General features: G+C 63.7%; 19 protein-coding genes and 1 pseudogene. 9 read left to right on the plus strand and 11 right to left on the minus strand.

The annotated features are described in order from the left end of the window. Positions 1-374: 374 nt before the first annotated feature. The 3 genes from ON40_RS36730 to ON40_RS36740 all read left to right on the plus strand — a co-directional run bounded on the left by ON40_RS36730 (position 375) and on the right by ON40_RS36740 (position 5426). The gene (locus tag ON40_RS36730) at positions 375-1712 is read left to right on the plus strand and encodes a magnesium transporter MgtE N-terminal domain-containing protein (RefSeq protein ID WP_051194141.1); all 1338 of its coding nucleotides are present in this window, start codon (positions 375-377) and stop codon (positions 1710-1712) included. 257 nt (positions 1713-1969) lie between these two features. Further along, a complete protein-coding gene (locus ON40_RS36735) occupies positions 1970-3565 on the plus strand; it encodes an NRAMP family divalent metal transporter (RefSeq protein ID WP_040829978.1) in 1596 nt (531 codons plus the stop codon). 523 nt (positions 3566-4088) lie between these two features. Beyond that, on the plus strand, positions 4089-5426 hold the full coding sequence (locus ON40_RS36740) for an NHL repeat-containing protein (RefSeq protein ID WP_245568153.1): 1338 nt from the start codon (positions 4089-4091) through the stop codon (positions 5424-5426). A 431-nt stretch (positions 5427-5857) separates the two neighbouring features. On the opposite strand, the gene ON40_RS48745 is transcribed toward ON40_RS36740, so the two are convergent. Then, positions 5858-6838, minus strand: a complete 981-nt coding sequence (locus ON40_RS48745) for a LysR family transcriptional regulator (protein WP_169541967.1) — start codon at positions 6836-6838, stop codon at positions 5858-5860. Between the two features lie 124 nt (positions 6839-6962). On the opposite strand from ON40_RS48745, the gene ON40_RS36750 reads away from it, so the two are divergent. From ON40_RS36750 to ON40_RS36765, 4 genes are read left to right on the plus strand one after another with little or no spacing between them, the layout of a single operon-like run. Next, a complete protein-coding gene (locus tag ON40_RS36750) occupies positions 6963-9416 on the plus strand; it encodes a CaiB/BaiF CoA transferase family protein (protein WP_051194138.1) in 2454 nt (817 codons plus the stop codon). 34 nt (positions 9417-9450) lie between these two features. Further along, complete coding sequence (locus ON40_RS36755; RefSeq protein WP_040829963.1) at positions 9451-10272, plus strand: crotonase/enoyl-CoA hydratase family protein; 822 nt, start codon at positions 9451-9453, stop codon at positions 10270-10272. Beyond that, positions 10269-11312 carry an ABC transporter substrate-binding protein gene (locus ON40_RS36760; RefSeq protein ID WP_051194139.1) on the plus strand — a complete coding sequence of 348 codons (1044 nt, stop codon included), beginning with the start codon at positions 10269-10271 and terminating at the stop codon, positions 11310-11312. The genes ON40_RS36755 and ON40_RS36760 overlap by 4 nt, the downstream gene beginning before the upstream one ends. A 31-nt stretch (positions 11313-11343) precedes the next feature. Further along, positions 11344-12951 (plus strand): acetyl-CoA acetyltransferase, encoded by a 1608-nt coding sequence (locus ON40_RS36765; protein ID WP_083896179.1) that lies wholly within the window; start codon positions 11344-11346, stop codon positions 12949-12951. 331 nt (positions 12952-13282) lie between these two features. Here the strand turns inward: ON40_RS36765 and ON40_RS36770 are convergent, their stop codons facing one another. From ON40_RS36770 to ON40_RS36800, 6 genes are all read right to left on the minus strand, one after another. Further along, positions 13283-13504: a hypothetical protein gene (locus ON40_RS36770; protein ID WP_040829965.1), complete on the minus strand. Its 222-nt coding sequence runs from the start codon at positions 13502-13504 to the stop codon at positions 13283-13285. Between the two features lie 90 nt (positions 13505-13594). Further along, positions 13595-14224: an NAD(P)-dependent oxidoreductase gene (locus tag ON40_RS36775; RefSeq protein WP_040829983.1), complete on the minus strand. Its 630-nt coding sequence runs from the start codon at positions 14222-14224 to the stop codon at positions 13595-13597. 159 nt (positions 14225-14383) lie between these two features. Then, positions 14384-15172: an MBL fold metallo-hydrolase gene (locus ON40_RS36780; RefSeq protein WP_040829966.1), complete on the minus strand. Its 789-nt coding sequence runs from the start codon at positions 15170-15172 to the stop codon at positions 14384-14386. Further along, positions 15169-16764: a zinc-binding dehydrogenase gene (locus ON40_RS50560; RefSeq protein WP_083896180.1), complete on the minus strand. Its 1596-nt coding sequence runs from the start codon at positions 16762-16764 to the stop codon at positions 15169-15171. The genes ON40_RS36780 and ON40_RS50560 overlap by 4 nt, the downstream gene beginning before the upstream one ends. A 22-nt stretch (positions 16765-16786) precedes the next feature. After that, positions 16787-17347, minus strand: a complete 561-nt coding sequence (locus ON40_RS36795; protein ID WP_040829967.1) for an ester cyclase — start codon at positions 17345-17347, stop codon at positions 16787-16789. A gap of 41 nt (positions 17348-17388) precedes the next feature. After that, positions 17389-18582: an MBL fold metallo-hydrolase gene (locus tag ON40_RS36800; protein ID WP_245568154.1), complete on the minus strand. Its 1194-nt coding sequence runs from the start codon at positions 18580-18582 to the stop codon at positions 17389-17391. Between ON40_RS36800 and ON40_RS36805 the strand changes: the two genes are divergently transcribed. Continuing rightward, a complete protein-coding gene (locus ON40_RS36805; protein ID WP_085997863.1) occupies positions 18581-19270 on the plus strand; it encodes a TetR/AcrR family transcriptional regulator in 690 nt (229 codons plus the stop codon). The genes ON40_RS36800 and ON40_RS36805 overlap by 2 nt on opposite strands. Before the next feature lie 131 nt (positions 19271-19401). On the opposite strand, the gene ON40_RS36810 is transcribed toward ON40_RS36805, so the two are convergent. Beyond that, positions 19402-20540 (minus strand): IS3 family transposase gene (locus tag ON40_RS36810; RefSeq protein WP_085997865.1). Its coding sequence is split into 2 segments (ribosomal slippage): positions 19402-20291 and positions 20291-20540, totalling 1140 coding nucleotides; the frame shifts between segments, so codons are not numbered across the junction. Between the two features lie 149 nt (positions 20541-20689). Between ON40_RS36810 and ON40_RS54070 the strand changes: the two genes are divergently transcribed. Beyond that, positions 20690-21130, plus strand: a complete 441-nt coding sequence (locus ON40_RS54070; RefSeq protein WP_040829970.1) for an aromatic-ring hydroxylase C-terminal domain-containing protein — start codon at positions 20690-20692, stop codon at positions 21128-21130. Between the two features lie 42 nt (positions 21131-21172). Here ON40_RS54070 and ON40_RS36825 read toward each other — a convergent pair whose 3' ends face one another. From ON40_RS36825 to ON40_RS52665, 3 genes and pseudogenes are all read right to left on the minus strand, one after another. Then, a complete protein-coding gene (locus tag ON40_RS36825) occupies positions 21173-21382 on the minus strand; it encodes a DUF397 domain-containing protein (protein ID WP_040829988.1) in 210 nt (69 codons plus the stop codon). 1403 nt (positions 21383-22785) lie between these two features. Beyond that, positions 22786-23634, minus strand: a pseudogene (locus tag ON40_RS56595) (DUF6615 family protein); the annotation flags it as partial. A gap of 41 nt (positions 23635-23675) precedes the next feature. Then, a complete protein-coding gene (locus ON40_RS52665; protein WP_157186661.1) occupies positions 23676-23852 on the minus strand; it encodes an IS3 family transposase in 177 nt (58 codons plus the stop codon). Between the last annotated feature and the right edge of the window lie 166 nt (positions 23853-24018).

Genomic DNA, 24018 nt, shown 5'->3' on the forward strand with positions numbered 1-24018 from the left:
AAGGTACCGGGCCGAGAAATTCGTGGAACGCAAGTTCGCCCTTCTACTGGCACGACCCGCACGATCGCGGTAACTGTGGGGTGGGGCGCAGCCGAGACGGCAGTGCTCCCCTGGTGGGTACAGAATCGCGGCCATACCATCGGCCCGAGCGACCCGTGCCGATCGGGCTGACATTGATGAGTCAGACCCTGCTGATCGACGGCATCTGGACCGTCGCGCAGCTGCTGGCTCTGCGAGGCGTTGTGCGGCTGTGGTCTTGTCCGTTTGCCTGTCGGCTCCGGGTTGGTCGGAAACTATTCGAATATTGGTACCGACCGCAGTGCAGGGTGTGGCTGTGGTCGCCCGGGATCGGCCACATCGACTCAGGAGCGCGTATGAGCAACTCGACACCGCCGCGGGCACAGACCTCGGTGCCGACGATTCATTTGTCGCGGCTGTTGAAATCGCCGGTGGACGCTCGCTCGGGTGAGTCGGTCGGCCGGGTGGACGATCTGATCGTGCGGCTGCCGGGCGGGGACGCTTATCCTCCGGTGACCGGTGTGGTCGTCGGGGTGGGCGGGCGTGCGGTGTTCGTGGCCGCCGAGCATATCGAGGAATTCGGGCCGGATCGGATCGTGCTGGCGGTCAACAAGGTGAATCTGCGCGGGTTCGAACGCCGCGAGGGCGAGGTGTTGCTGCGTGCGGACATTCTGGGGCACCGCCTGATCGATGTGGCGGCCGCGGAGTTGGTACGCGCTTACGATGTCGAGCTCGATGACACGGGGTCGGGTTGGGTGCTGGCCCGTTTGGATACTCGTCGGCCTGCGCGGTTCTTCGGTCTGATCAAGTCCGAGGGCGGGCACGCCTCGCGGGACTGGAAGGCGTTCGAGCCACTCATCGGGCACAGCGGCTCGATGACGGTACGCCGTGTCAGCGGCCGGGTGCGGGCGCTCAAGCCTGCCCAGATCGCGGACCTGCTCGAAGACGCCAACAAGCATGAGCAGGGCGAGATTCTCGATCGGGTGCACGGGGACCCGGAGCTGGAAGCCGACGTGTTCGAGGAGTTGGATCCGGACAAGGCCAGCCGCCTGCTCGATGACATGTCCGATACCGAGGTGGCCGCCCTGCTGGGGCGGATGCGGCCCGACGATGCCGCCGACGCGGTGACCGATCTACGCCAGTCCCGCCGCCGCCGCGTGCTGGACATGATGCCGCCGCCGCAGCGCACCAAGGTGATCACGCTGCTGGGATTCAATCCCGACAGCGCAGGTGGTCTGATGAACGTCGACATCGTCTCGTGTGCGCCGGAAGCTACTGCGGCGCAGGCTCTTTCGGTGGTCGCGGCCGCGCACGCCCTGCAGCCGGAGGCGTTGCTGAAAGTGCATGTGCTGGGCGAGTCCGACCGCCTGATCGGGGTCGTGTCGGTCATCCAACTGCTCCAGGCGGACCCGGGCACTGCGGTGGCCGACATCATGGATTCCGATCCGGTGCGGGTGCCCCCCGATGCGGACCTCACCGATATCGCGCTGTTGATGGCCGACTACAACCTGTACACCATCCCCGTCGTCGACGACGCCGATCGGGTGCTGGGTGTGGTCACGGTCGATGACACCCTCGAGGCCACCATCCCCGAGGACTGGCGTCGCCGTGAACCCGCACCGCGACCGGTGCGTGAACGCGAATCGGCGCTGACGGACTCCGGCGACATCTCGGACGGCGAAGCGCAGCCATGACGAACACCGGCGACAACCCGGGCACTCCTCCCGAACCCGCACCCGCCCGGCCCACTCCGGCTGAACCGGCACCTGCCCGGCCCGTTCCCGCTGAACCGGCACCGACCCGCCCGGCCACCGAGCAGCCGACACCCGCCCGCCCGGCGGTGTCCGAACCGGCGCCGACCCGCCCGACCCCCGCCCAGCCGGCACGCACTCGCCCGGCGGCGTCCGCACCGGCGACCGGTCGCGGCGCTTCCGGTCACCGGCAGTCGGCAGTGCTGGATTCGGCGCATCTGGGTGATATCGAGGGCGCGTTCGGCCGGATCAACGTCACCGACACCGAACATCCGCGCACCCTGCGCACCCGACTGCTGACCCTCGCCGCGATCGTCGGGCCCGGTCTGATCGTGATGGTCGGCGACAACGACGCCGGTGGAGTGGCCACCTACGCCCAGGCCGGGCAGAACTACGGGTACAGCCTGCTGTGGGTGCTGCTGTTGCTGATCCCGGTGCTGATCGTCAATCAGGAAATGGTCGTGCGCCTGGGCGCGGTCACCGGCGTCGGGCACGCCCGGCTGATCAACGAACGCTTCGGGCGCGGCTGGGGCTGGTTCTCCGTGGGTGACCTGTTCATCCTGAACTTCCTGACCATCGTCACCGAGTTCATCGGTGTCTCGCTCGCCTCGGAGTACTTCGGCATCTCGAAATACATCGTGGTGCCGATCGCCGCGGTGGCGCTGGTGGCGATCATGACCTCGGGCAGTTTCCGCCGCTGGGAACGCGCGATGATGGTGTTCATCGCGATCACTCTGCTGCAGATCCCGATGCTGCTGCTCTCGCACCCCGAATGGGGCCGCGCGGCAACCGATTTCGTGATGCCGGGCATCTCCGGCGGCGTCACCTCGGATTCGGTGTTGCTGATCATCGCGATCGTCGGTACCACCGTGGCTCCGTGGCAGCTGTTCTTCCAGCAGTCCAACATCGTGGACAAACGCATCACCCCGCGGTTCATCGGCTACGAACGCGCCGACACCACCCTGGGGGCGTTCGTGGTGGTCATCGGGGCGGCCGCGCTGGTAATGACCGCCGACTATGCCGCACGCGCCACCGGCTCGATCGGCAAGTTCACCGATGCCGGGCAGATCGCGCACCTGCTGGGCCGCGCGCATTCCTGGCTGGGGCCGATCTTCGCGATCGTGCTGCTGGACGCGTCGATCATCGGCGCTGCCGCGGTGACACTGGCCACCAGTTATGCGTTCGGCGACGTGTTCGGCATCAAACACTCACTCCACCGCGGATTCAAAGACGCCAAACAGTTCTACATCTCGTATATCGCGATGGTCGTGGTCGCCGCGGCGATCGTACTGATCCCCGGCGCGCCACTGGGACTGATCACCACCGCCGTGCAGGCCCTTGCCGGGCTGCTGCTACCCAGCGCGAGCGTGTTCCTGCTGCTGCTGTGCAACGACCCGCAAGTGCTCGGGCCCTGGGTGAACCGCACCTGGCTCAACATCGTCGCCGGTGTCATCGTCGCGGTGCTGCTGTTGCTGTCCGGAATCCTGATGGCCACCACCCTGTTCCCGCACATCGACGTCGTCGCGACCGCGACATGGCTCGCACTCGCGATGATTCTGCTCGCCGCGGTCGCGGCGGGCGTGCTGAAATGGCTGCAACGTCGCAGCCCCGCCCCGCCCCCGGTCCCGGCGAGCGAGCACGCCGAGAAGGATCACTGGCGGATGCCGCCGCTGACCCTGCTCGAACCCGTCACCTGGTCGGCCGGAACGAAACTCGGCATGCTCGCCCTGCGCGGGTACCTGGTCGTCGGCGCGATCCTGTTGCTGGTCAAAGCAATCCAACTCGGCCGCGGCTGAGGACCCGGTGGGAGTCAGCGGCCAGGCCGGTGAAACCACCGCCCGGCCGATCTCCCGCCGTCGCCGCTGTGCCGCCCCGCCATCACCAGCGCGACCAATACCCCCACCAGCAACACCACTGACCCGGTCAGCACCTCGAAGCGTGAATAGTCCGGAACACGACCACGGACGGCCCCGGGGATCGACATGAGCCAGGCGCCCAGCACGGCCCAAGCTCCTGCACGCACACGCACCACCGCCCTTCGCCTCGCGATGTCTCATCGGCACGACGGACGCTCGCCGAGCGTGCCGATTCCATCACGATAGCGCTCGCGACCTGGTCCGATGACCAGGCAAGACTCGTCGAGAGAGCCCGTCGAGAGAAACTTCGTGACACGAGGGACCGACACGCCGCGCCGGGATGGCGAGGTGTCCATTCGCCGACGCACGCGGCTCTCGGGCGGTCATACTGTCCGCGCGCTCGATGGCTGTTCGCCGACCAATCGCTCTACCCGACCCGACTCATCGAAATGAGGTAGCTGCATTGCTGTGCGCCACGAGGACAACCGGAAAAGCACTGCGTCGCGTGGGCCTCGGTGTGATCACCGTGCTGACGGCGGCATCCTGCTCGACTTCGCACTCGACGACCCCCGCATCGACCATGCTGGACACCGGATTCGGTTCGGGCGGAACGGTATCCACCGACTTGGGTTCACGCGCCGACCGCGGGCGAGCGGTCGCGATACAGGCGGACGGCAAGATCGTCGTGGTCGGTTCGACCCAGGATCCCACCCAGGGCGACAACTTCGCCCTCGTCCGCTACAACCCCGACGGCAACCTGGACACCGGATTCGGCACGGGCGGAAAGGTTTCCACCGACTTCGGCGGCAAAGCCGACGTCGCCAACGCTGTCGCGGTCCAACCGGACGGCAAGATCATCGCTGCCGGGACCAGTCACGGCACCACCACCGGCGACAACATCGCGCTCGCCCGCTACACCCCGGCCGGCCAGCTCGACACCAGCTTCGGCGACGGCGGCAAAGCCTCCACCGACCTGGGCACCGCGGCCGATCATGCCAATGCCGTTGCCCTGCAACGAGACGGGAAGATCGTCGTGGCCGGATCCACTCGCGACCCGGATCCGGCCCAGGGCGACAACTTCGTGATGCTGCGCTACACCCCGGACGGGAAGCTCGACACCGGATTCGGCACGGGCGGAAAGGTTTCCACCGACTTCGGCGGCAAAGCCGACGTCGCCAACGCTGTCGCGGTCCAACCGGACGGCAAGATCATCGCTGCCGGGACCAGTCACGGCACCACCACCGGCGACAACATCGCCCTTGCCCGCTACACCCCGACTGGTGTGCTCGATACCAGTTTCGGTGACGGCGGTACAGTTTCCACCGATCTGGGCACACAAGCCGATCACGCCAACGCTCTCGCTCTGCAACGCGACGGAGACATCGTGATCGCGGGCTCCATCCGGGACCGGGCCCAGGGGGACAACTTCCTGCTCATGCGCTACACCCGGGATGGCAAGCAGGACACCAGTTTCGGTGACCGCGGCACAGCGTCGACCGATTTCGGCGGCAAAGCCGACATCGCGTACGCTCTGGCGATCGCGCCGGACGGCGCACTCGTCGCCGCAGGAACCAGCCACGGCACCACCACGGGCGACAACGTCGCGCTCGCCCGCTACACCGCCGAGGGCAAACCCGACACCACCTTCGGCCGCGACGGCACGGTCTCCACCAGCCTGGGCGCCAGCGCCGACCACGCCAACGCCGTCACCGTCCAGCCCGACGGCAAGACCCTCCTCGCCGGCACCACCACCGACCCGCAGCAGGGCGAGAACATCCTGGTGGTCCGCTACAACCGATAGCGCGGACCGCTCACCCGGTAAGCAGAACAGCGGCTGCCTACCGGGCCACCCGGCCCGAAACCATGGGGTCAGGTCAATATGGCCGCGTTGGCGAGGAGGCGGCCGCTGATATCGTCGATCCGCGTTGCCACTTCGGCGTATACGGTTTCAGGCTGCCCAGTATCAGAGATTAAATGCGTGTGGAAGCATAGGGCGGCGTACTCATTCGGGGGGCGGTACGCCAGAGATGAATGTCGGCGTCGGCTGTTTGATTCTCCTTCCAGTCCTCGATGACCACCCGGGCCTCGAGGAGGCTGTGGAATTCGTCATGTCGAGGCATTCGTCACGAGTGAGGGTCAGTGATCTTCAAGCAGGAGAAGCCCGGATCGGACGAGGACGCCGAATCGTCGGAGCTCACCTCGGTAGATCACCAGACCCGCGCCCAGCACGATCTACGACGTCGGGCTCTCGGGGTTCGAAACCGGTTGGGAAGGTCGGTGGTCGAGCGACTTGGACTCCGAGGTTGCCGATAGGTGCGACCACTCATTGCGTATCGCGTCGACGATCGCAGTGATGACGGGGTCGTCCCCGGCCGCTGTGATGTTCCACGCGATCCCTGACGAGAACTCGAGTTCTCCGCTGGCCAGTGGAATCGCGCTGAAGGCGGGGTCTGCGAATACGCTCGCTGCCCCACCGGCTGCAGGATCGTAGGTAAGCGCGAGTGCGCGGCTATGCCGAATGTAGCTCGCCAGCATGGCTGGATCATTCTCATCCATCCGGTGGAAGTTGCGAATACCGGCTTCGGCAAGCTGCTGATGCAGCCTGTTCAGCGCCAACGGCTGAGGGGTGGCCGGTCGGAGGACGATCGTGCGATTCACCAGATCCGCCAACGTGAGTTCATCGCGCTGCGCAAGCGGGTCATCTGCGCGCATCGCCACCATGAACTCGTAACGGCTGATCACGATGCTGTCCAGGGCGGGGTTGTTCAGTGGCAAGTGCACCAGTGCTGCCGAAAGCTCGCCCCGCTCGAGGGCCGGAAGAAGATCAGCGGATCGCGCCGAGCGGTACAGTACCGAGGCCCCTGGTACCGCGGCTTCGGTCACCTCGATGAACCGGTCGGCCACCGCAGGCGGCGACAGATGTGTTCCGCCGATTCGCACAGTCGGGGAAACGTGGTTGAAGGTGTCTGCGATCGTGTTCAGTTCGTCGACGTCCCGCAGAATCTTCCGGACCTGCACGACGAGGGCTTCACCGAACGGGGTCAACTGGACCTCGTGATGCCGCCGGACAAACAGTGCGCCGCCCAGTTTGTGTTCGAGGTCCTTCACCATGCGACTGACCGGCGACGGTGTCAGGTGAAGTCGTTCGGCGGCCCTGGCGAAGTGCAACTCCTCGGCGACTGTCACGAAGCACCGCAATTGGGGTAAATCCACGATTGAAGCATGGGGTCCGTCCTCACGGGTCGTCAATAGCAGAGAATCACGATGCGTCCTGGCGAACGTGACCGTGTGGTAATCAGCGATGTTCAAGCCCGGATTCGACTGCGACAGTTCTCTCATGACTTCCAGGCAGCAATCCGCAGGGATCGACCCCTTGCCATTGTCCGAGGTCCGAGTCATCGAGCTCACAGACGGCTCCGGAGAGACCGCGGCGCGGCTTCTCGCAGACATGGGTGCGGACGTTGTCAGGGTCGAGCCTGCGACCGGCGCGCTATCTCGTACCCAACAACCTTTGTTCGGCGAGATGAGCATCTACTTCGAAACGCATAATCTCAACAAACGGGGGGTTGCGCTCGATCTGACCCACCCATCGGGGCAGAACCACTTTCAGCGACTCGTGCAAAGTGCCCACATTCTCATCGAGGGTCTCGGCACCGCCGGACTCGAGGAACGGGGGATCCACCTGGGGTCTCTACGACATCGCTTTCCAGGTCTTGTCACCGTGTCGATCAGTGACTTCGGGCGCAGTGGTCCGTACCGGACCTGGGTCGGCACGGACGCCGTCCACTACGCCCTGAGCAGCCTGCTGTCGCGGTCGGGGCTTCCCGGCCGTCCACCACTGTTGCCGCCGGGGGCGATGGCAACGGAGTCTGCCGCACTGACAGCCGCATGGGCGGCAATCCTCGCGTACTACAACCGTCTTCACTCCGGCGTGGGAGACGACATCGACGTATCGGTTCTCGAAAGTACCGTTCAAATTATCGACCCTGGCTTCGGGATGGCCGGTTCGGCTGCGGGTGGAATGCCGACCTCGGATGAACCACGCGGCCGCCCGGATGTCGGACACCGCTATCCCATCTTTGCGTGCGCCGACGGGTACGTCCGGCTGTGCATTCTCAGTCCGCGTCAATGGCGTGGTGTATTCGAATGGCTGGGGAGGCCGGCGGCACTGTCCGATCCTGCGCTGGAACGCCTCGAAGAGCGTTATTCCATTGCAGCGCAGCTCTATTCGATCATATCCGACTTCATCGCACCCAAGACTTGCGACGCCGTAGTCGCCGAAGGTCAGCAATTCGGCATACCCTGCACGGCGCTTCTCGACATCGGCGAGGTGTTCGAAGCGGAGCACTACCGAGCACGGGACACCTTCGTCGATATCAACACTGCGCAGGGTGTCCTGCGTGTTCCCAATGGCCTGATCGAGTTCGACGGTCGGCGAATGGGGGTTCGTACCCCTGCACCCGGTCACGGCGAGCACAACACCGAGATCCTCACCGCCTTGGCCGAACTGGAAACCGCTGAGTTCCCTTCTCGGATGCCGAAGAGGCAGCGACGTCCGCTCGAGGGCATCCGCGTACTCGACCTGGGTGTCATCGTTGCCGGAGGCGAGGTCGGCCGACTGCTCGCCGATATGGGCGCAGAGGTCATCAAGATCGAAAGCTCGCTGTTTCCTGATGGCAGCAGGCAATCCACCACGGGCGATCTCGTCAGCCCCGTGGTGGCCCGCGGCCACCGCAACAAGCAGAGCATCGGAATCAACCTTCGCTCGGTCGCAGGTCGGCAATTGATGAAGCAGTTGGTCGCGACGTCCGACGTCATTCTGTCGAACTTCAAGCCTGGCACGATGGACAAGCTCGGACTGTCATATGCCGAGCTCGCAAGGGTCAATCCGCGGATCGTGGTTGCCCGGTCCAGCGCCTTCGGACCTGAGGGGCCGTGGAGTGGCCGGCTCGGGTATGGCCCTCTCGTACGAGCCGCAACAGGGTTGAGTGCCCTGTGGCGGTACGACGATGGGGTGGACAGCTTCTCGGACACGGCGACTACATACCCCGACCACGCGTCTGCTCGCGTCGCAGCACTCGGAGTCGTGTCGTTACTGATTCGACGTCGACGGACCGGGCGTGGTGGAAGAGTCGACATCGCGCAGGCAGAGGTGATCCTGTCGCAGAGCGCCGACCTCTTGGCGTTGGAATTCCTCTTGCCCGGTAGTGCAGTTCGCTCTCGGGACGGGCGGGCCGCAGATGCTCCGCGCGGCGTATATGCCGCATCCGGTGACGACGAGTGGCTCGTCATCGACATCCGCGATTCCACTGACTGGCAAAGATTGGTCGAATGTCTCGGCCATCCTTCACTGGCCCGAGATCCCCGATTCGACCGGGCCGAACGCAGAGTAGCCAACCGCACCATCATCGACGGGCTCGTCACTCGATGGACTACAACCCGGACTTCGCGCGAGGCGACCGAGGTACTGCAGCGCGCTGGTGTCCCGGCAGGCATGGTGCTGCGGGTTGCTGATCTTCTCGACGACGAGCACCTGCTCGACAGAGGCGCGTTCACTGTGGCGTCACACCCTCTGGTCGACCGCCTCCTGCCAAGTGAGAACACCCCTGGCCATTTCACGAATATCCCTGATGTAGAGCTCCGTCCGGCTCCACTACTCGGCCAACAGACACGCGAGATCGCCGAACGGTTGCTCAATCTGGCACCCGACCAGATCAATGAGCTCCTCGCCGCCGGGGTCCTCGAAGAGAACGTGCCACCGTCGGCGAACCATGACGCATACATCGCCTGAAACCCGAACTCGCACAACAGGAAGTGACAAACGCGTGACAACACCGAGCACTGAGCACACTCCGAATGCGGGAGCCCTGACTACGCCGCTACTCGAGGAACGTCGCGGACACGTACTCATACTGACCATCAATCGGCCAGAGGCACGCAACGCCATCAACAAGAGCGTCGCCGAGGCGCTGGGCCGGGCACTGGCCGAGGCGGACAGTGATCCCAACACCCGTGCGATCATCGTGACCGGGGCAGGAACCAAGGCATTCTGTGCGGGCGCCGACCTCAAAGCCCTTGCCCGTGGCGAGGGAATCGGTTCCGATGGCCCGTGGGGATTCGCCGGATACGTTCGTCACGCGGTGTCGGTGCCGACGATTGCCGCGGTCAACGGCTTCGCGTTGGGCGGTGGCACCGAAATAGCGTTGGCCAGTGATCTTCTGGTCGCCTCCGATACAGCGACGTTCGGCCTGCCCGAGGTGACCCGCGGGGTGATCGCCGGCGCGGGTGGCGCCTTCCGTCTCGCCGCGCAGATCGCGCCGAAAATAGCCCTCGAACTGGCACTGACAGGTGAGCACATCACCGCAGCACGGGCACTGGAGCTAGGTCTGGCCAACCGAGTGGTGCCGGCCGACGAACTACTCGAGACCGCGCTGGAGATCGCCGAACGCATCAGCGCGAACGCTCCACTCGCAGTCCGAGCAACCAAGCGGATAGCCAGAGCGATCAGCGACGGCTCCTATGAAACAGAAGCTCACTCATGGACACGGACGAAACATGAAGCACACGGAGTGATGAGTAGCGAAGACTCCTCCGAGGGCGTCCGCGCCTTTGCCGAAAAGCGATCACCCATCTGGGCGGGGAAATGAGAATGAGAACTCGCTTCCGCACATTGACCATTGCCACCGCGATTCTCGCCTCGTTGAGCCTGGCGGCGTGTGGTAGCGGCACGCATTCGACCGGGCCGATACACGGGAGCTGGGACGACGTCGTCGCAGCTGCAAACAAGGAAGGCCACGTACTGCTCTATTCGAGCCAGAAGCCCGCCAACCTGCAAGCACTGAAGGCGTCCTTCGAGGCGAAATACCCGAAGATCAGCATGGAATTCGTCCGCGGCACAGATGCCGACATCAACCCCCGTGTAGAAATCGAAAATCGGATCGGCAAGGGAGTAGCGGACGTTCACATGGTGACGGACGCGGCATGGATCAAGACCGCATCCGATTCGGGCGCATACTCGACGAAATTGGTGGGGCCGAGCCTCGGGAGTCCTGCTTACGAGCCGGAAAAAAGCGTGATCAACAATCGTTTTTTCCTCACCAGCGCCGCAGTATTCGCGCTCGGCTGGAACGTCGAAAGTGTTCCGAATGGGCTCAGGAGTCCTCGGGATATTCTCAAACCAGAATACACCGGAAAAATCGGCATCGTGAACCCGACGGGTATTGCATCTTATGTCGATCTATACCGATATTATTCCAAAACTTTCGGCGAAGACTATTGGGAGAAACTGGCCGCACTGAAGCCGCGCGTCTTCCCCAGTGCGATCGCAATCGGTCAAGCATTGACATCGGGCGAAGTCGTCGTCGCGCCCGCGGTCCAGCCATTGGTGGCAGAGATCGCTGCCGGGGCGCCCGTGGGCTGGACCCTCCCTGAAAAACCCTGGGGGACACCGTGGTACAGCCATGTTCTCAGGGTGGCGCCGCACCCGAACGCAGCCCAGGTGCTCGCTGATTTCATGGTCACCAAGGAAGGCCAAACGGCACTGAACAACGGGTACGCCGCGACACTGCCTGATATCCCGGGAGCAGTTGCACGCGCCCAAGACATCAAGTCGCCGGATACGGCCGACCTGACGCCCGAGCGGGTTAAAGAGTACTCCCAGCAATGGGAAAAATTGTTCTTGTCCTGACAGGATTTCACGACTCGGCATCCCGGGAAGGATGACTCTTGTGCACGACCTAGACCTGAACCCGCATACCCCGGTCATGGTGGGGGTGGGCCAAGTGTCCGACCGCATCGATCGACCGAATTACAGGCAGCTGAGTCCCGTGGAGCTGGCGGCGGAAGCTTCCAGAGCCGCGATAGCGGACGGTGGTGTAGATCCCCGGTCGATCACCGCACAGATCGATACCGTCGCCGGCATAAGGCAATTCGAGAACTCAACGCCCATCGCGCTCGCACCGTTGGGTCGATCGGACAACTATCCCAGATCGGTCGCGGATCGGATCGGCGCAGATCCGCGGCGCGCAATCCTGGAAATCAGCGGCGGCCAAGCTCCCCAACAGCTGGTAACCGAGATGGCCTGCACCATCGCACGGGAGGATTCCCGAGTAACCCTGATCTTCGGGGCCGAGGCAATCTCCACAGTCCGCCATCTCGCCCAGGCCGAGCAACGACCCGACTTCACCGAGCACCGCGGAGGACAGCTCGAGGATCGCGGCTACGGATTGGAAGGCCTGGTGTCGGAGTCCGAGACGAACCACGGACTCATCGGCGCACCACCTCGATACGCCCTGTTCGAGAACGCTCGTCGTGCTCGGCTCGAGCGAACGCGCACCAACTACGCGCTGTCCATGGGGCAACTCTTCGAACCGTTCACCTCAGTTGCGGCGAGGAACGTGCATGCGGCGGCCCCGACCGAACGAACAGCGGCAGAGCTGGCCACGGTCACCGAGCGCAATCGCATGATCGCCGATCCCTATCCGCGGTTCATGGTTTCGCGAGATCAGGTCAATCAAGGTGCGGCCCTACTCATGATGTCTGTCGGCACTGCAAGAAGTCTTGGCATACCGGAATCGAAATGGGTTTTCCTCCACGGTCACGCAGACCTTCGCGAAAAGGACCTCCTGGCCCGCCCGGACCTCAGCACGAGCCCGGCGGCCATCGCGGCCACAACCCTGGCCTTGGATATCGCTGGTATCGGGGCCGCACAACTTTCATCGATCGACCTCTACAGCTGTTTCCCGATTGCGGTCTTCAATATCTGCGACGGACTCGGACTGAGCCCCACCGATCCGCGGCATCTCACCGCAAGCGGTGGCCTTCCCTTCTTCGGCGGTGCCGGCAACAACTATTCGATGCACGCAATCGCCGAAACGGTCACCCGACTGCGATCAGCGCCCGGCTCGTTCGGTCTTGTGGGCGCTAACGGGGGCTACCTCAGCAAGTACTCCGTCGGCGTCTATTCGACCAAGCCAGTGGAATGGCGTCACGGTCACAGCACAGAGATCCAAACAGAACTCGATGCGGCACTGAGTATTTCAGCAGCTCACACTGCTGACGGATGGGCTGTCGTCGAAAGCTACACCACCAAGTACGGCCGCACGGACCAGACCGGCATCGTTGTCGGGAGGCTCGAGGACGGCCGGCGCTTCCTCGCCAACTCCATCGATGGCGATGTCGCAACACGCGACATGCTCAGTAGCGAACAACCCATCGGGCAGCGGGTCTTCGCGCGATCCACCGGCCGCAGCAATCTCGTGTCGACGAGAGCAGAAGCCATGAACACCTTCGCAGCGCCCTCGTCGTCGTCTTCCTTCCGCGGATGAGCCTACTGTCAATGACGATTTGTTCTACATGTCCCGCCGATTCGGATGAGGGTTTGCGGGTCCGGCTGCGTTCCCATGCGGTGAAACATCCGGGCCACGGTTCCGCGTGCGTGGGCGGCGTTGCGGGTCGACGAGGGCAGCGGGGTGAACGAGAAACGGGTCCATGGACCCGGCAAGCGTGAGTAACGCCGACAAGCTGGCAGAGTTTCTACTCGCCGGCCGCACAGCGGAACCCTCAGCGCTACGGCTGGAGCGCTCGCTGCGTGCGACGGAACAGGCCCAAGCGCAGCTCGCCGATCAACCTGACCCGCTGTCATCTTGGCGTCGCTGGTCACGGTCCGAGGAACAGTTGTTCACACGGTAGGCGCGGCAGCAGCCGATGGGCGTCGATGGCGTCGCGTATCAATTCGATTGTGCACCAATGCTTTCGCCTCCAATCGTGGATCAAGTTGCGTACTGCCGCCGCGGTGGCCCGGTAGTCGAAGACCACGCCGGCCAGCCAGATTCGCACGTGGACATCACCTTCCGGCGGGAACCATCCTTTGCCGGTCATGGCTGGTCGCCGTACCCAGGCATGACCGTGTCAACCTTTCCGGATGAGGCACCAGGAACGCGGACTTGATCGGTCCATTGTTTGCCCGTCTCAGCGGGCCACTGCGACATTGTGGTGCGACCACTCGTTGCCGAGCGCAGCACGCAGCATGAAGTCGGCGACGTCGGCCCGGCTGATTCGGCTGCCGACCTTGCCGGAGGAAGGCAGATCGATGGTTCTGTAGAGCCTGGTCCGCGGCCCGTCCGTGAGAATCATGGGATATACGAGGGTCCAGTCCAGATCGCTCGAGCGAAGCATGTCGTCGGCGACGGCCTTGTCGTCGAACAGCTTGCCCATCATCACCCTGATCGCGAACTTGACCAGTGTCGGAGTCTGTCCAGCGGTGTCGCCGACGCCTAAAGCGGACAGCCAGATCACGCGTTGTAGACCAGCGGCGTGAGCTGCGGGAATGAAGGCGCGAGTGGCTTGGGTAGCGATGTCGGATTTGAAGTTCTTTCCAGCCCCCAGCGTGGAGATTGCGACGTCGCTACCGGTGAGGGCCTTGGACAGGTCTTCGGTATTGGTGGCGTCGCCAGTGACGACATCGACCCGGCCGCCCCTTGGCTGCGGCAGTCTCGCAGGGTCGCGGACAAGGGCGACGATTTCGTGACCCGCCTGGACGGCTTGCTCGAAAACCTGTAGTCCGGTAGGGCCGGTGGCGCCCAGCAAGGTGATACGCATGATGTCTCCTTCCATGGAATCTGCGTTGCAGTGTGGGCCCACAGCAATGACAGCTATTTTTCAGCGATATTCGTTTGGAGTGCCGGATTCGGCCGGGTGCGGCGCAGAAGCGGCGCATGGCGAAGTCCCGATTGCAGTTGGGGACAGTTCTTTTGGTTCTTACTTCCGAGCGAGATGAAGCAGGCCGGGGTCGTGGGAGTTGACGATTGCCAAGTCCGGGTCGGCTGTTCGCCATAGCTCCTCGAGCCGACGGTGGTTGGCCTGAACTCGCTTCCAGTCGTGAGCGATGACGCGTTCCATCGCGGTGAGAGCGATCGGGGCCTTGCGGGTCCCGTCTATTTGGCCGCGGTGGTAGAAGGAATCGCCGGCGTGCAGAACCCAGCGGTCACCGGCATCGATGGCAATGGCCGCGTGACCGCGGGTATGACCGGGCAGGTTGATGAGAACGATGCCGGGGGAGATCTCGGTGAGTTCCTTGGCCCCGGGAAATCCGCGCCATGACTCGCCTTCCGCCGGGGTGTGTTCGACGATGTTCGGGCCGTGCGCGCGGTGCGATGACAGATACCGTTCCCGTTCGACGATTCCCCGCGGGTGGGTGGCGGCGAAGTACTCTGCCGCGGTGAGGTGAATCCTGGCCTGCGGGAAGTCCGACAATCCTCCGGTGTGGTCGGCATCGAAGTGAGTCAGCACGATGTCGCGCACATCGCCCGGGTCGAACCCGAGCCGCGCCACCTGAGCGATGGCGGCCTCGGCTGTATCGAACTCGGGTCGTACATAGAAACGCGCAGGGCCGAACCTCGCTGCTGGATCGATGGCGTCCTGCAGCCCGAGGCCGGAATCGATCAGGACGAGCCCGTTCGGCGCCTCGACCAGTAGGACGTGGCAGACCAAGCCGTCCGGGGTCGCCCGGGGGTGCATGGTGCCGCAGTTGAGGTGATGGATTTTCATCCGAGCGCCTCGAGGATGGCGGCCTTCGCGGCGGGATCACCACCGATGAGGTCGGCGTCGATCTCTTGAATCGGGTTGCTGCCGTCCCAGCCTGCCGCGGCGAGCTTGATGAGATCGAAGATGAACTTCTTCGAGCCGCCGAGGTCGGAGATCTCGATGACCGTGCCGGGGTGGTGTTCGGTCTCGAAGTAAGCGAATCGGCTGTCGGCTCCGCCGAGTTGGCCTTCCTGGCCGACGGTGAATCCGGCGGCGAGTGCGCGGTCGTAGAGGTTCTGATAATCATCGGACCAGTAGGCAACGTGCTGGACCCCCTCGTGGCCGGCGGCGAGGAAGTCGCGATACATCGATGGGGCATCGTTGACGGGGGTGATGAGCTCGATCTGGATGTCGCCGCTGTTGGCGACCGCGACGTCCATCGCCATGTCGGAGGGTTCGCCGCGGTAGGTGAAGTTCGCGGGCCGGACACCCTCGAGGTAGAACCAGGGCCCGATGCCGCAGGCCGTGAAGTGGCGCATCGAGGCTTCGATGTCGCGTACCACGTAGCCGATCTGCGCGATTGTGCCCCACATGTTCGCGGTGGGGCTGGTTGCGGGGGATGACCCGGTGTGTGCGTCGGCGAATGACAGGATGATCTTGCCGGTGGCTTCGTTCGCCCGGAGCCGATCGGCGGCGGTCCTGGCGTCCGCGACCGCGTGGACGCTGTCGACGTGTGGCGCTATCCGGCCGTCCTGAACCGCGGGCAGGACTTCGGGGATGAGGGCTTGGACGACGTCGCCGAGTTCCTTCCTGCTGCGGATGCTGAAGGTGGTGCCGATGAGCTTCTGCCGCCGGAAGGCGATGGTGTCCAGGTTCAGCGAAGTCGCCTGACCGGCGAGACGGCCGATGCTGACCATCCGTCCGCCGATGCTGGTTGCCGCGGGCAGTTGGGCGAACAGGTCACCGCCGACGTGGTCGAGGGTGATGTCGGCGCCTTTGCCCTCTGTGGCCGCGAGCACCGCCTCGGCGAAGTTCTGGGTCGCGGTGTTGATGGTGATGTCGGCTCCGGCGGCTACCAGGGCGGCACGCTTGTCCTCGGTGGTGGTGGTCGCGATGACCGTGTCGGCTCCGAGTGCCCTGGCGAGCTGGATTCCGACGAGCCCTACCGAGCTTGTTCCACCCACGATGAGAACCGTGTCGCCGACTGTGAATTCGGCCTGCGTGACCAGTGCGTCATGCTCGGTGATGAGGCCGACCGGAAGAGTCGCCGCTTCCTCGAAGCCGAGGTGCTCCGGGATCGGAACCACCATCCGCGGGTGGCACAGCGCATAGTCCGCGAATGCGCCGGCGGTGATGCCCATGACCCGGGTGCCGACCGGAAGGTTCGGGGCAAGCAGGCTCGACCGTTCGACGATGCCCGCGACTTCCATTCCCGCGGTGAACGTTCCGGCGGTCTGCCCGGCCGCGGTGTAGGAGCCGCCGAGAGCGTACAGGTCGGCGCGGTTCAGGCCGGCCGCCATCACCTGGATCCGGATCGCCCCGAGCTGGTCGGGGAGTGGGATCTCCTCGAGCTCCCATTCCGGGCCTTTGCCACCGACAAGTGCGCGCATTGTCATTGTGATTCTCCTGGACTCGGTGTCAGTCGTTCAGATCGGGGGCGGTGGTGTCGGTCAGGCGTGGGTCCGCTTCGGTCCCGGCCATCGCCAGTGCTCCGACCACGGCTCGGCCGAGTCTGAGCAGGTCGGCGGGATTCTTCTTGTCGAGCCCGCCGACCAGTTGCTCGAGGATGGTGAGCTGGTCGAAGTAGATTCGCTCGGTGATCAGATGCTCGTCGGCGTCGAAGACGAAGTAGGCGGTCATCCGGGTGCGGTGTCGGGAACCGGTGGCGGGGATTTTGCCCAGCGGGCCCAGATGCGTTCCCGTCAGCCAGAATTCGACAATCACCGCATCATGGGCATGGCGGAAAGCGATGATTTCGTGGTCCTGGTCGGGGAAAGCCACGCGCGTGTCGTGGTAGTACCCGCGCACTTCGCTGTCGCCGTCGTGGACGGTCATTTGCGCGATGAGCTCGTAGTGGGGATGCGGGAAGGTGGACAGGGTGGCGTCCCAGTCCTGGCGAACTTCGTCGCGGAAATGGTCCAGGACCAGCTTCTCGCGGGCTCGCAGGACGTCTTCGGGAGGCAGGGTGAATCGGGACATGAGCTGGCTCCTGATGGGCTCTGGGTGGTTGGCCTGAGCGGTCAGCCGTGACTGATGTGACGGTGCGAGAAGGTCGGTGACGTGCCGGGATTGGTCCATACACCGGTGAGCTCGCTGGAGGGGAAGAACTGTAGAAACCGAGGGTCGGACCGACTCCGGTCGGCGAGGGTCTTCTCGAGGATGATCGAGTTGTACTGATCGACGGTGGTTTCGATGGTGTTGGCGTTGAGCACGATTTCCTGCTGCCACGATCGCGCCCACTTGGCCAGACCCGGCAGCTTCGAGTGTTCGGGAGTGAGGGCCTCGGCGGCGATCACGTTCTCACTGCTCACCCATATTCCGGTTGATGTGTTCAGAACGAGGCTCTGGTTGCCGAATACGTGCCCGGGCGTCTTGATGACCGCGACACCCGGTCCGAGTACCACTGATCCTTCGATGGGGAGGAAGGCGTCGGGCGGGACGTCGCGGTAGGTCGCGGGTTGATACCAGGGCCGCTGGATCGGATGCAGTTCGGCCATCCCCGCGAGCTCGTCGCGCTGGACGATGACCTTCGCCTTCGGGAAGATCGCCTTCGGCTGCTCGTTCAGGTCATCCTGATACGCGGTGGTCCCGACCCAGCGCCGAAGGTCCTGGGTGTGTAGGTGATCGAACATCAGGTAGTCGACATCCATCGGTGAAATGCCAAGTCGGGCAAGATGTTCGACCACAGTTCCGTGCTCGCGGACCATCTGTCGTCCGACCACGCCGGGCGTGCGGCGCGAAAGACTGTCGAAGTACGGCGTGTACCGACCGAGTTCGTGGTCGGAGGGTTCGAAGAGCAGCACCCTTCGCCTGCCATCGGTCTCGGTCCAACGGATCACCAGCATCCGGTTGGTGATCGATAGGAACGGTGCCAACGCCCGGGACGCCCGGAACAGCCCGAACCGGGTGGGGTAGGGGAGCGTGACGAGGTCGCAGGTGACCACGCTGTCCGGCATGCCGGTCGTGGGGAACTCGCGGCGAAATGCGAGGCCCTGGTCTCGGACCAGGCGCAACCTTGTACCGGGCCCGCCGTCGTTTGCGGTCGGGACGGTCAACGTATCGATCGCATCGCCGATGCCTGGCAGATCCACTACGTCGGTTGATCCCCATGGGAAATGCATGACCACTCCTTTATCCACGGCGTGGGTTAATGTGTTCCACGGTATACCCACGTTGTGGATTAATGCAAGGCGTTCCGGCAGAATGAGTGCCATGACGACCAACACTCCGCGCCGAGGACGCCCCCCGAAGGGCGAGCGGCAGCTCTCTCGTGAGGCAATCGTCGAGGCGACGTTGAAGGTCATCGACGCGGACGGCGTCGGTGGGGTCAGCATGCGCGCGGTAGGTCGTGTACTCGGCGTGGACGCCAAGAGTCTCTACAACCACGTCGATGGCAAGGACGGCCTGCTCGATGCCGTCGCCGAGCATCTGCTGGGCTCCATCGCGCTGCCCGGCATCACCGGTGATTTGCGATTCGACCTGCATTCGATCGCCACAGGCTTCCGCGAGCGTGCACTGCTGCATCCGGAGGCAGCGTCCCTCGTGCTCACGCGCCAGCTCGCTTCATTCGAAGGGCTCGCACCAATCGAGGCGGTTCTGGCGGTTCTGCGCGAAACCGGCTGTCCCCCCGACGAATCGGTCCATCTCCTCCGAGCGCTCATCGCGACTCTCATCGGTGCGCTGCTTCGAGAAGTCAATGCTGGGCCCACCTTCGGTACCACCGACACTGCTGGAATAGCGCAACGTCAGTTGATCCTGGAGGACAGTGGCCTGCCCGCCGTTTCGGCCGCCGCGCACCATTTGGCCCGTTTCGATGGTGCCGCGGAATATGAGTTCGCCGTGAACCTCGCCCTCGACGCGCTTGTCTTGCGCCTCTCCGGTCGGCCACGACGAGATCGATGAAGCGCGCCGTCAGTTCAGGCCCGCGGTCGGTGTGCAGGATGCAACCGGAGACATCACCACGCCGAGCGGGTCTGCTGCACAGATAGGTGACAGTTTGACCTGCCCCACCAAATAGGTTCCAGTCGCGGTGGCTAACTGGCAGCGGGTATGGGTGTCTGCTCGGAGAGTAGCTCGAACTCGATCGGGGTGCGGTAGCCCAGTGATGAGTGGCGGCGTTGGGGGTTGTAGAAGATCTCGATGTAGTCGAAGATCGCGTTCGCGAGTTCGAGGCGGGTCTTCGGTTTCTTGCGGTCGAGTAGTTCGATCTGCATCGAGGACCAGAACGATTCCATCATCGCGTTGTCCATCCCGTCACCGACGGTTCCGAACGAGGGCAGCAAGCCGGCCGAGCGGATCTTCTCCCCGAAAACCCATGAGGTGAACTGAGTTCCGTGATCGGCGTGGACAATCCCGCCCGGTGTGGGGCGGCGGTTTCGGATCGCCATGTCCAACGCGTTGACCACGAGGGTGGAGTCTTGGCGAGAGTCGATGGACCAGCCGACGATCTTGCGGCTGAAGGCATCGGGGACCGCGGCGCAGTAGACCCGGCCTTCCTTTGTGTGGTGCACGGTGATGTCGGTAACCCACAACTCGTTCGGTTTGTGCCGATGGAATTTGCGGTTCACCAGGTCTGCTGCAGTCACCACACTGCGGAGGTTCTTGCCCCGCGTCGAGGCCGGCAGCCCGCGGATGCGGGCCAAGGTCATGAGAACCGACACCGTGCGGGAGCAGACGTTGACATCCATCGCCATCGTCAGTTCGGCGTGGATCCTGCGGTGGCCGTAGGTGCCTCGTGATGCGACGTGGACTTCGCGGATCAATCCCGTGAGCCATTGGCGCCGTAACTGTGTCGGTGTGGTCGGGCGCCGCTTGGCTTTGTAGTAGTTCTGCCTGGCAACGCCCAGGACCCGGCAGCATCGGTCGACCGGCGCCCCGGCCGCGGCGAGGCTGTCGATCACCGGGTAGAACCGCCTTGTGGGCCGGCAGTGTCCTGTCCGAGGAACTTCGCGGCGTGGCGGATGATCGCCAGTTCGGTTTCCAGTTCGCCGAGCCGGCGGCGAGCCGCACGCGATTCCGCCGACTCCGCCGACGGTTTGCCCGGTCGCAGTCCGTGGTCGATGTCGTCCTGACGCAGCCATTTCGACAACGTGACCGGATGGATGCCAAGTTCGACAGCGGTCTGGTCGGCTGGTTTGCCTACCCGGACCAGAGCGATCGCTCGGGTCCGGATGAGGTTCCGGCTTTCTCGGAGGGGCTTGACGTCCCGGCCAAGCTGTCGGCGCAGGTGCGGGTATTCGCCACCGGCAACGGACGCAAAACCGATCCGGTCGACGCCCATTCGGTCGCGCTGGCCGCGCTGGGTCACCGAATTTGCAGCGAGTGCAAGCAGATCCGGAACTGGTCGCGCTCGGCCTGCTGGTCGACCGCCGTGACGAACTCGGCCGCACACGCACCGAACTGTTGAACCGTATCCATCGGTTGCTGCTGGAACTGGTGCCCGGCGGAGCCAAGAGGGAACGACACTGGGTGCCCGATTTCGCTGTGGCCGATACCGGCGGAACACACCGCATCGCGGAACTCGCCCGAGATGGACGGCCTCTACTGGCCGACCTGACCGACGGCGGAACGGTCGCCGCCGCGATAACCGATATCGCAGATCAGCTCACCGTCGCCGCCGGACAGCCGGTCGGTGAGGTACCCGCCACGGCTGTGCTGATTCGTCCCGATGGTTATGTGGCCTGGGCGACCTCGCAGCCGCGGCCCGACCGGGACACGGTTGGTCGGCTGCGTGGCGTGCTGGCCGCGTGGTTCGGGATCTGAGGCCGCCCTGGTTCTTCGGAAACCACAGGCCGGGCCGAATTCCTAAGCAGGCTGGTTGAACGCGCCGTTCTGGACTCCAGCTGTGAAGGCGTCCCACTCCGATGACGAGAAGACCAGTACCGGACCGACAGGGTTCTTCGAGTCACGCACTCCGACCATCCCCCCATCCAAACCCGCAACTTCGACGCAGTAGCGACTGCTCATGCTGCGGCTGCTCTTGAACCACTTGGCTGCGGACACATCAATACTCATGCTCAACACTCCTTCGTTATCGCCTCGATGAGGCTTTCGGGTGTCCTGCTTGAAAAACGCTACTCGCTCGATGTTGGCACCGCCAGCCCGCTCGAAGTGTGGAGCATTCCTTTATGCAGCCTCATTTCGTGACCTTTATGCGGTCCCATTTCGTGACCTTTATACGGTCTCGTTTCGTGACCTGGTTGCAGCGACCTCCGCGCGCACGGCGGCCATGTCGGTGTCGTAGTCGATCGGCGACAGTCCGCCGCACAGTGAGTGCCTGCGGGAGACGCGGTTTCGATGATTTGTGCCTCGACGTTCGACTGCTCGGGTCGGTGCCGTCGACTCGCTCGCTGGACGTACTTCGGCAGCTCTCGGCATACGTGGGCGTTCGGGGTGATTCGATCACCTGGTTCAAGTCCGAGATGGCCGACATCAAATCACAGCCTGCTATGCCCTCCACGCGATCCCAGTGATTTTCGAGCGACTCGGATAGCGATGCCAGGACGCGTTCGCCATTTTCTGCAGTGCCGAGCGACGGGCAGCCGATAACTCCGCTTTCGCTGTATACATATATTCCTGACAGGAGCAAGAATGGTCGATTGTCGGCCCAGTGTTGTGTCCCTCGCGAAGGAGTTCTGATGCGGAATGCGGCAAGATGAACGTTTCGAGTCCTCCGGTATACATAACCTCGTGTGAATTAGTCTGAATCCGCGGATGTGGTCGGTGGGGTTGAGGCGGCGTATACCGTCGCCGGGGATTCGGCGGGGTCGACGATGACAACCTGGTACCGGTGCGGCAGGGCTGGTCTCGGTGATGACGCTGGATGAGTAAACCCGCCTGATGAGGTGCCAGCCGCCTGCCGACCGAGCCGAGCGCATCAGAGCGGGCATTCAGGCGTTCGATGTACCCGATGAACCGCTCGTGACAGCAGCTCACGCCATCGCGGCAGGCGAACGATTCCCGCCGTTGATCCTTGTCGGTGAGAGACACCGCATTCGACGATCCGGATTCCCCGTGTCAGCGCTCGACAGCAACTGACCGGTCCCGCCGAGCCTGAACATGCATGCACGGCAATCGGCATTACCGATTACCGTGCTCAGCTATATCCAGAGTCTGGAGCTAGGGCCGAATGGGCGGTGACGCCCTACGGCAGCTCTGTCGCGAGCCACCAGATTCTGCCAAGATCTTGACTCAGGACATCATGGAACGTCGAACGCTACCGAGACAGGTCCCACTGTCGAATGCCAGCGTGCCGCCATCGTCCGGGCCTTCGTCCGATCCACTCCCGCCAGTGTCGGGCCCGTGCGGTGTACAGCGCAGCCAACTGGTCCCCCGTACGGTTCCTCGACTGCGCGCTGACGAGACCGGAACTCGATCAATGCCCGGCACACCCACCTCGACGGACTCGATGGTGACCTTTATCGGTTGAAGCGACGAGGTGCAGTGTCGTTCGAGCCCGCGCCGAGCCGACTGAGATCCATGACGGTGATGTACTGCGGTGGCATCCGATGGGCAGAGACAGGTTCTGCGAACGTGCGTGTGCCTTGGAATGTTTGGAGCCTGTAGAGGTAGTCGTCCTGGTTTGGTTCCTCGAGAGTCGTGGCGAGAAGAGCCGAAACATAGAGAGGAGGCTGATATATGCGCAAGTCCCTTAGAACCGCCATGTCCAGTGGGAAGTTGTCTTCGACCGGGGCCGCTGCGGACCTCGTGTCCTCTGCTAGCCGATACTGAATCGTGTCCAGGAAAGTCTCTGGTTCCGGGTAGGTCGCCGAGTCCGGAGTAAGCAGCTTGGACCATGGCATGGCATACCTGAGATATTTTGGCGCATAACACGGTTCCTTTTTCGCGGCCAGGAGCTTGACTACGCGGTGGCTCGACAACGCTGCGCAGCCCCACCAGTGCGGGGTGTCCCCAGCGAGTTTGGCGGCCGAGATCCCCGGCGGGGTGAGGGGTGCTGTGATCCAGTGATCTTGCTGCGGTTTGTGCGGCCAGTAGGGATTCTTTCGTAACGCGTCGCGGTCTCGTCGCCTGCCGGTGGGGCTGAATCGCCTTGGCCCCCAGCCGTTATAGAAGACGTGGTAGGGAAAGTAGCTGATGCCATCACAGCCCTCGATGAGGATGTCCACTTGCCGCCGACCGTTCGTCTGCTGAGGAAGAGCGTCGTAGGTGGTGTTGTAGATGCATTTGGCTTGAATTCGCAGACAGAGCCAGCCCTGGTCCAGCGAGCCGACCCACCATTCCCAATCTGCGCCGTTCCGTGCCTCGGCGAATTTGGTGAACCGTCACGGGTATGGGACCGGCTTCGGTTTCAGACCAGCGCCGGTCGGCGTGGTGGTTGTTGAGAGTAGTACGCGGCTTCGTATTCGGCTGGGGTGAGGTAGTCCAGCCGGGAGTGCAGACGAGCGTTGTTGTACCAGTCGACCCATTCCATGAGCGCGAATTCGACCTCGGTAAGCGTTTTGAACGGGCCGTGCCGGTTGACCACTTCGGTCTTGAACGGGCAATGCCGCGTAGTTAAGCCGTTGGGCGGCAGGTCAACTCGGGTGTTTCCGAAGGTGGGTGTCGGGGAGGCAAAGCAACGGTGTCGCAGTGGGGGTATCGCCGGTCATGGGCAGTCGGTGGTTCCGCGATGCTGGCGGGATGTCACCGTA

This window comes from Nocardia jiangxiensis NBRC 101359, assembly GCF_000308615.1.
Classification (GTDB): Bacteria; Actinomycetota; Actinomycetes; order Mycobacteriales; family Mycobacteriaceae; genus Nocardia; species Nocardia jiangxiensis.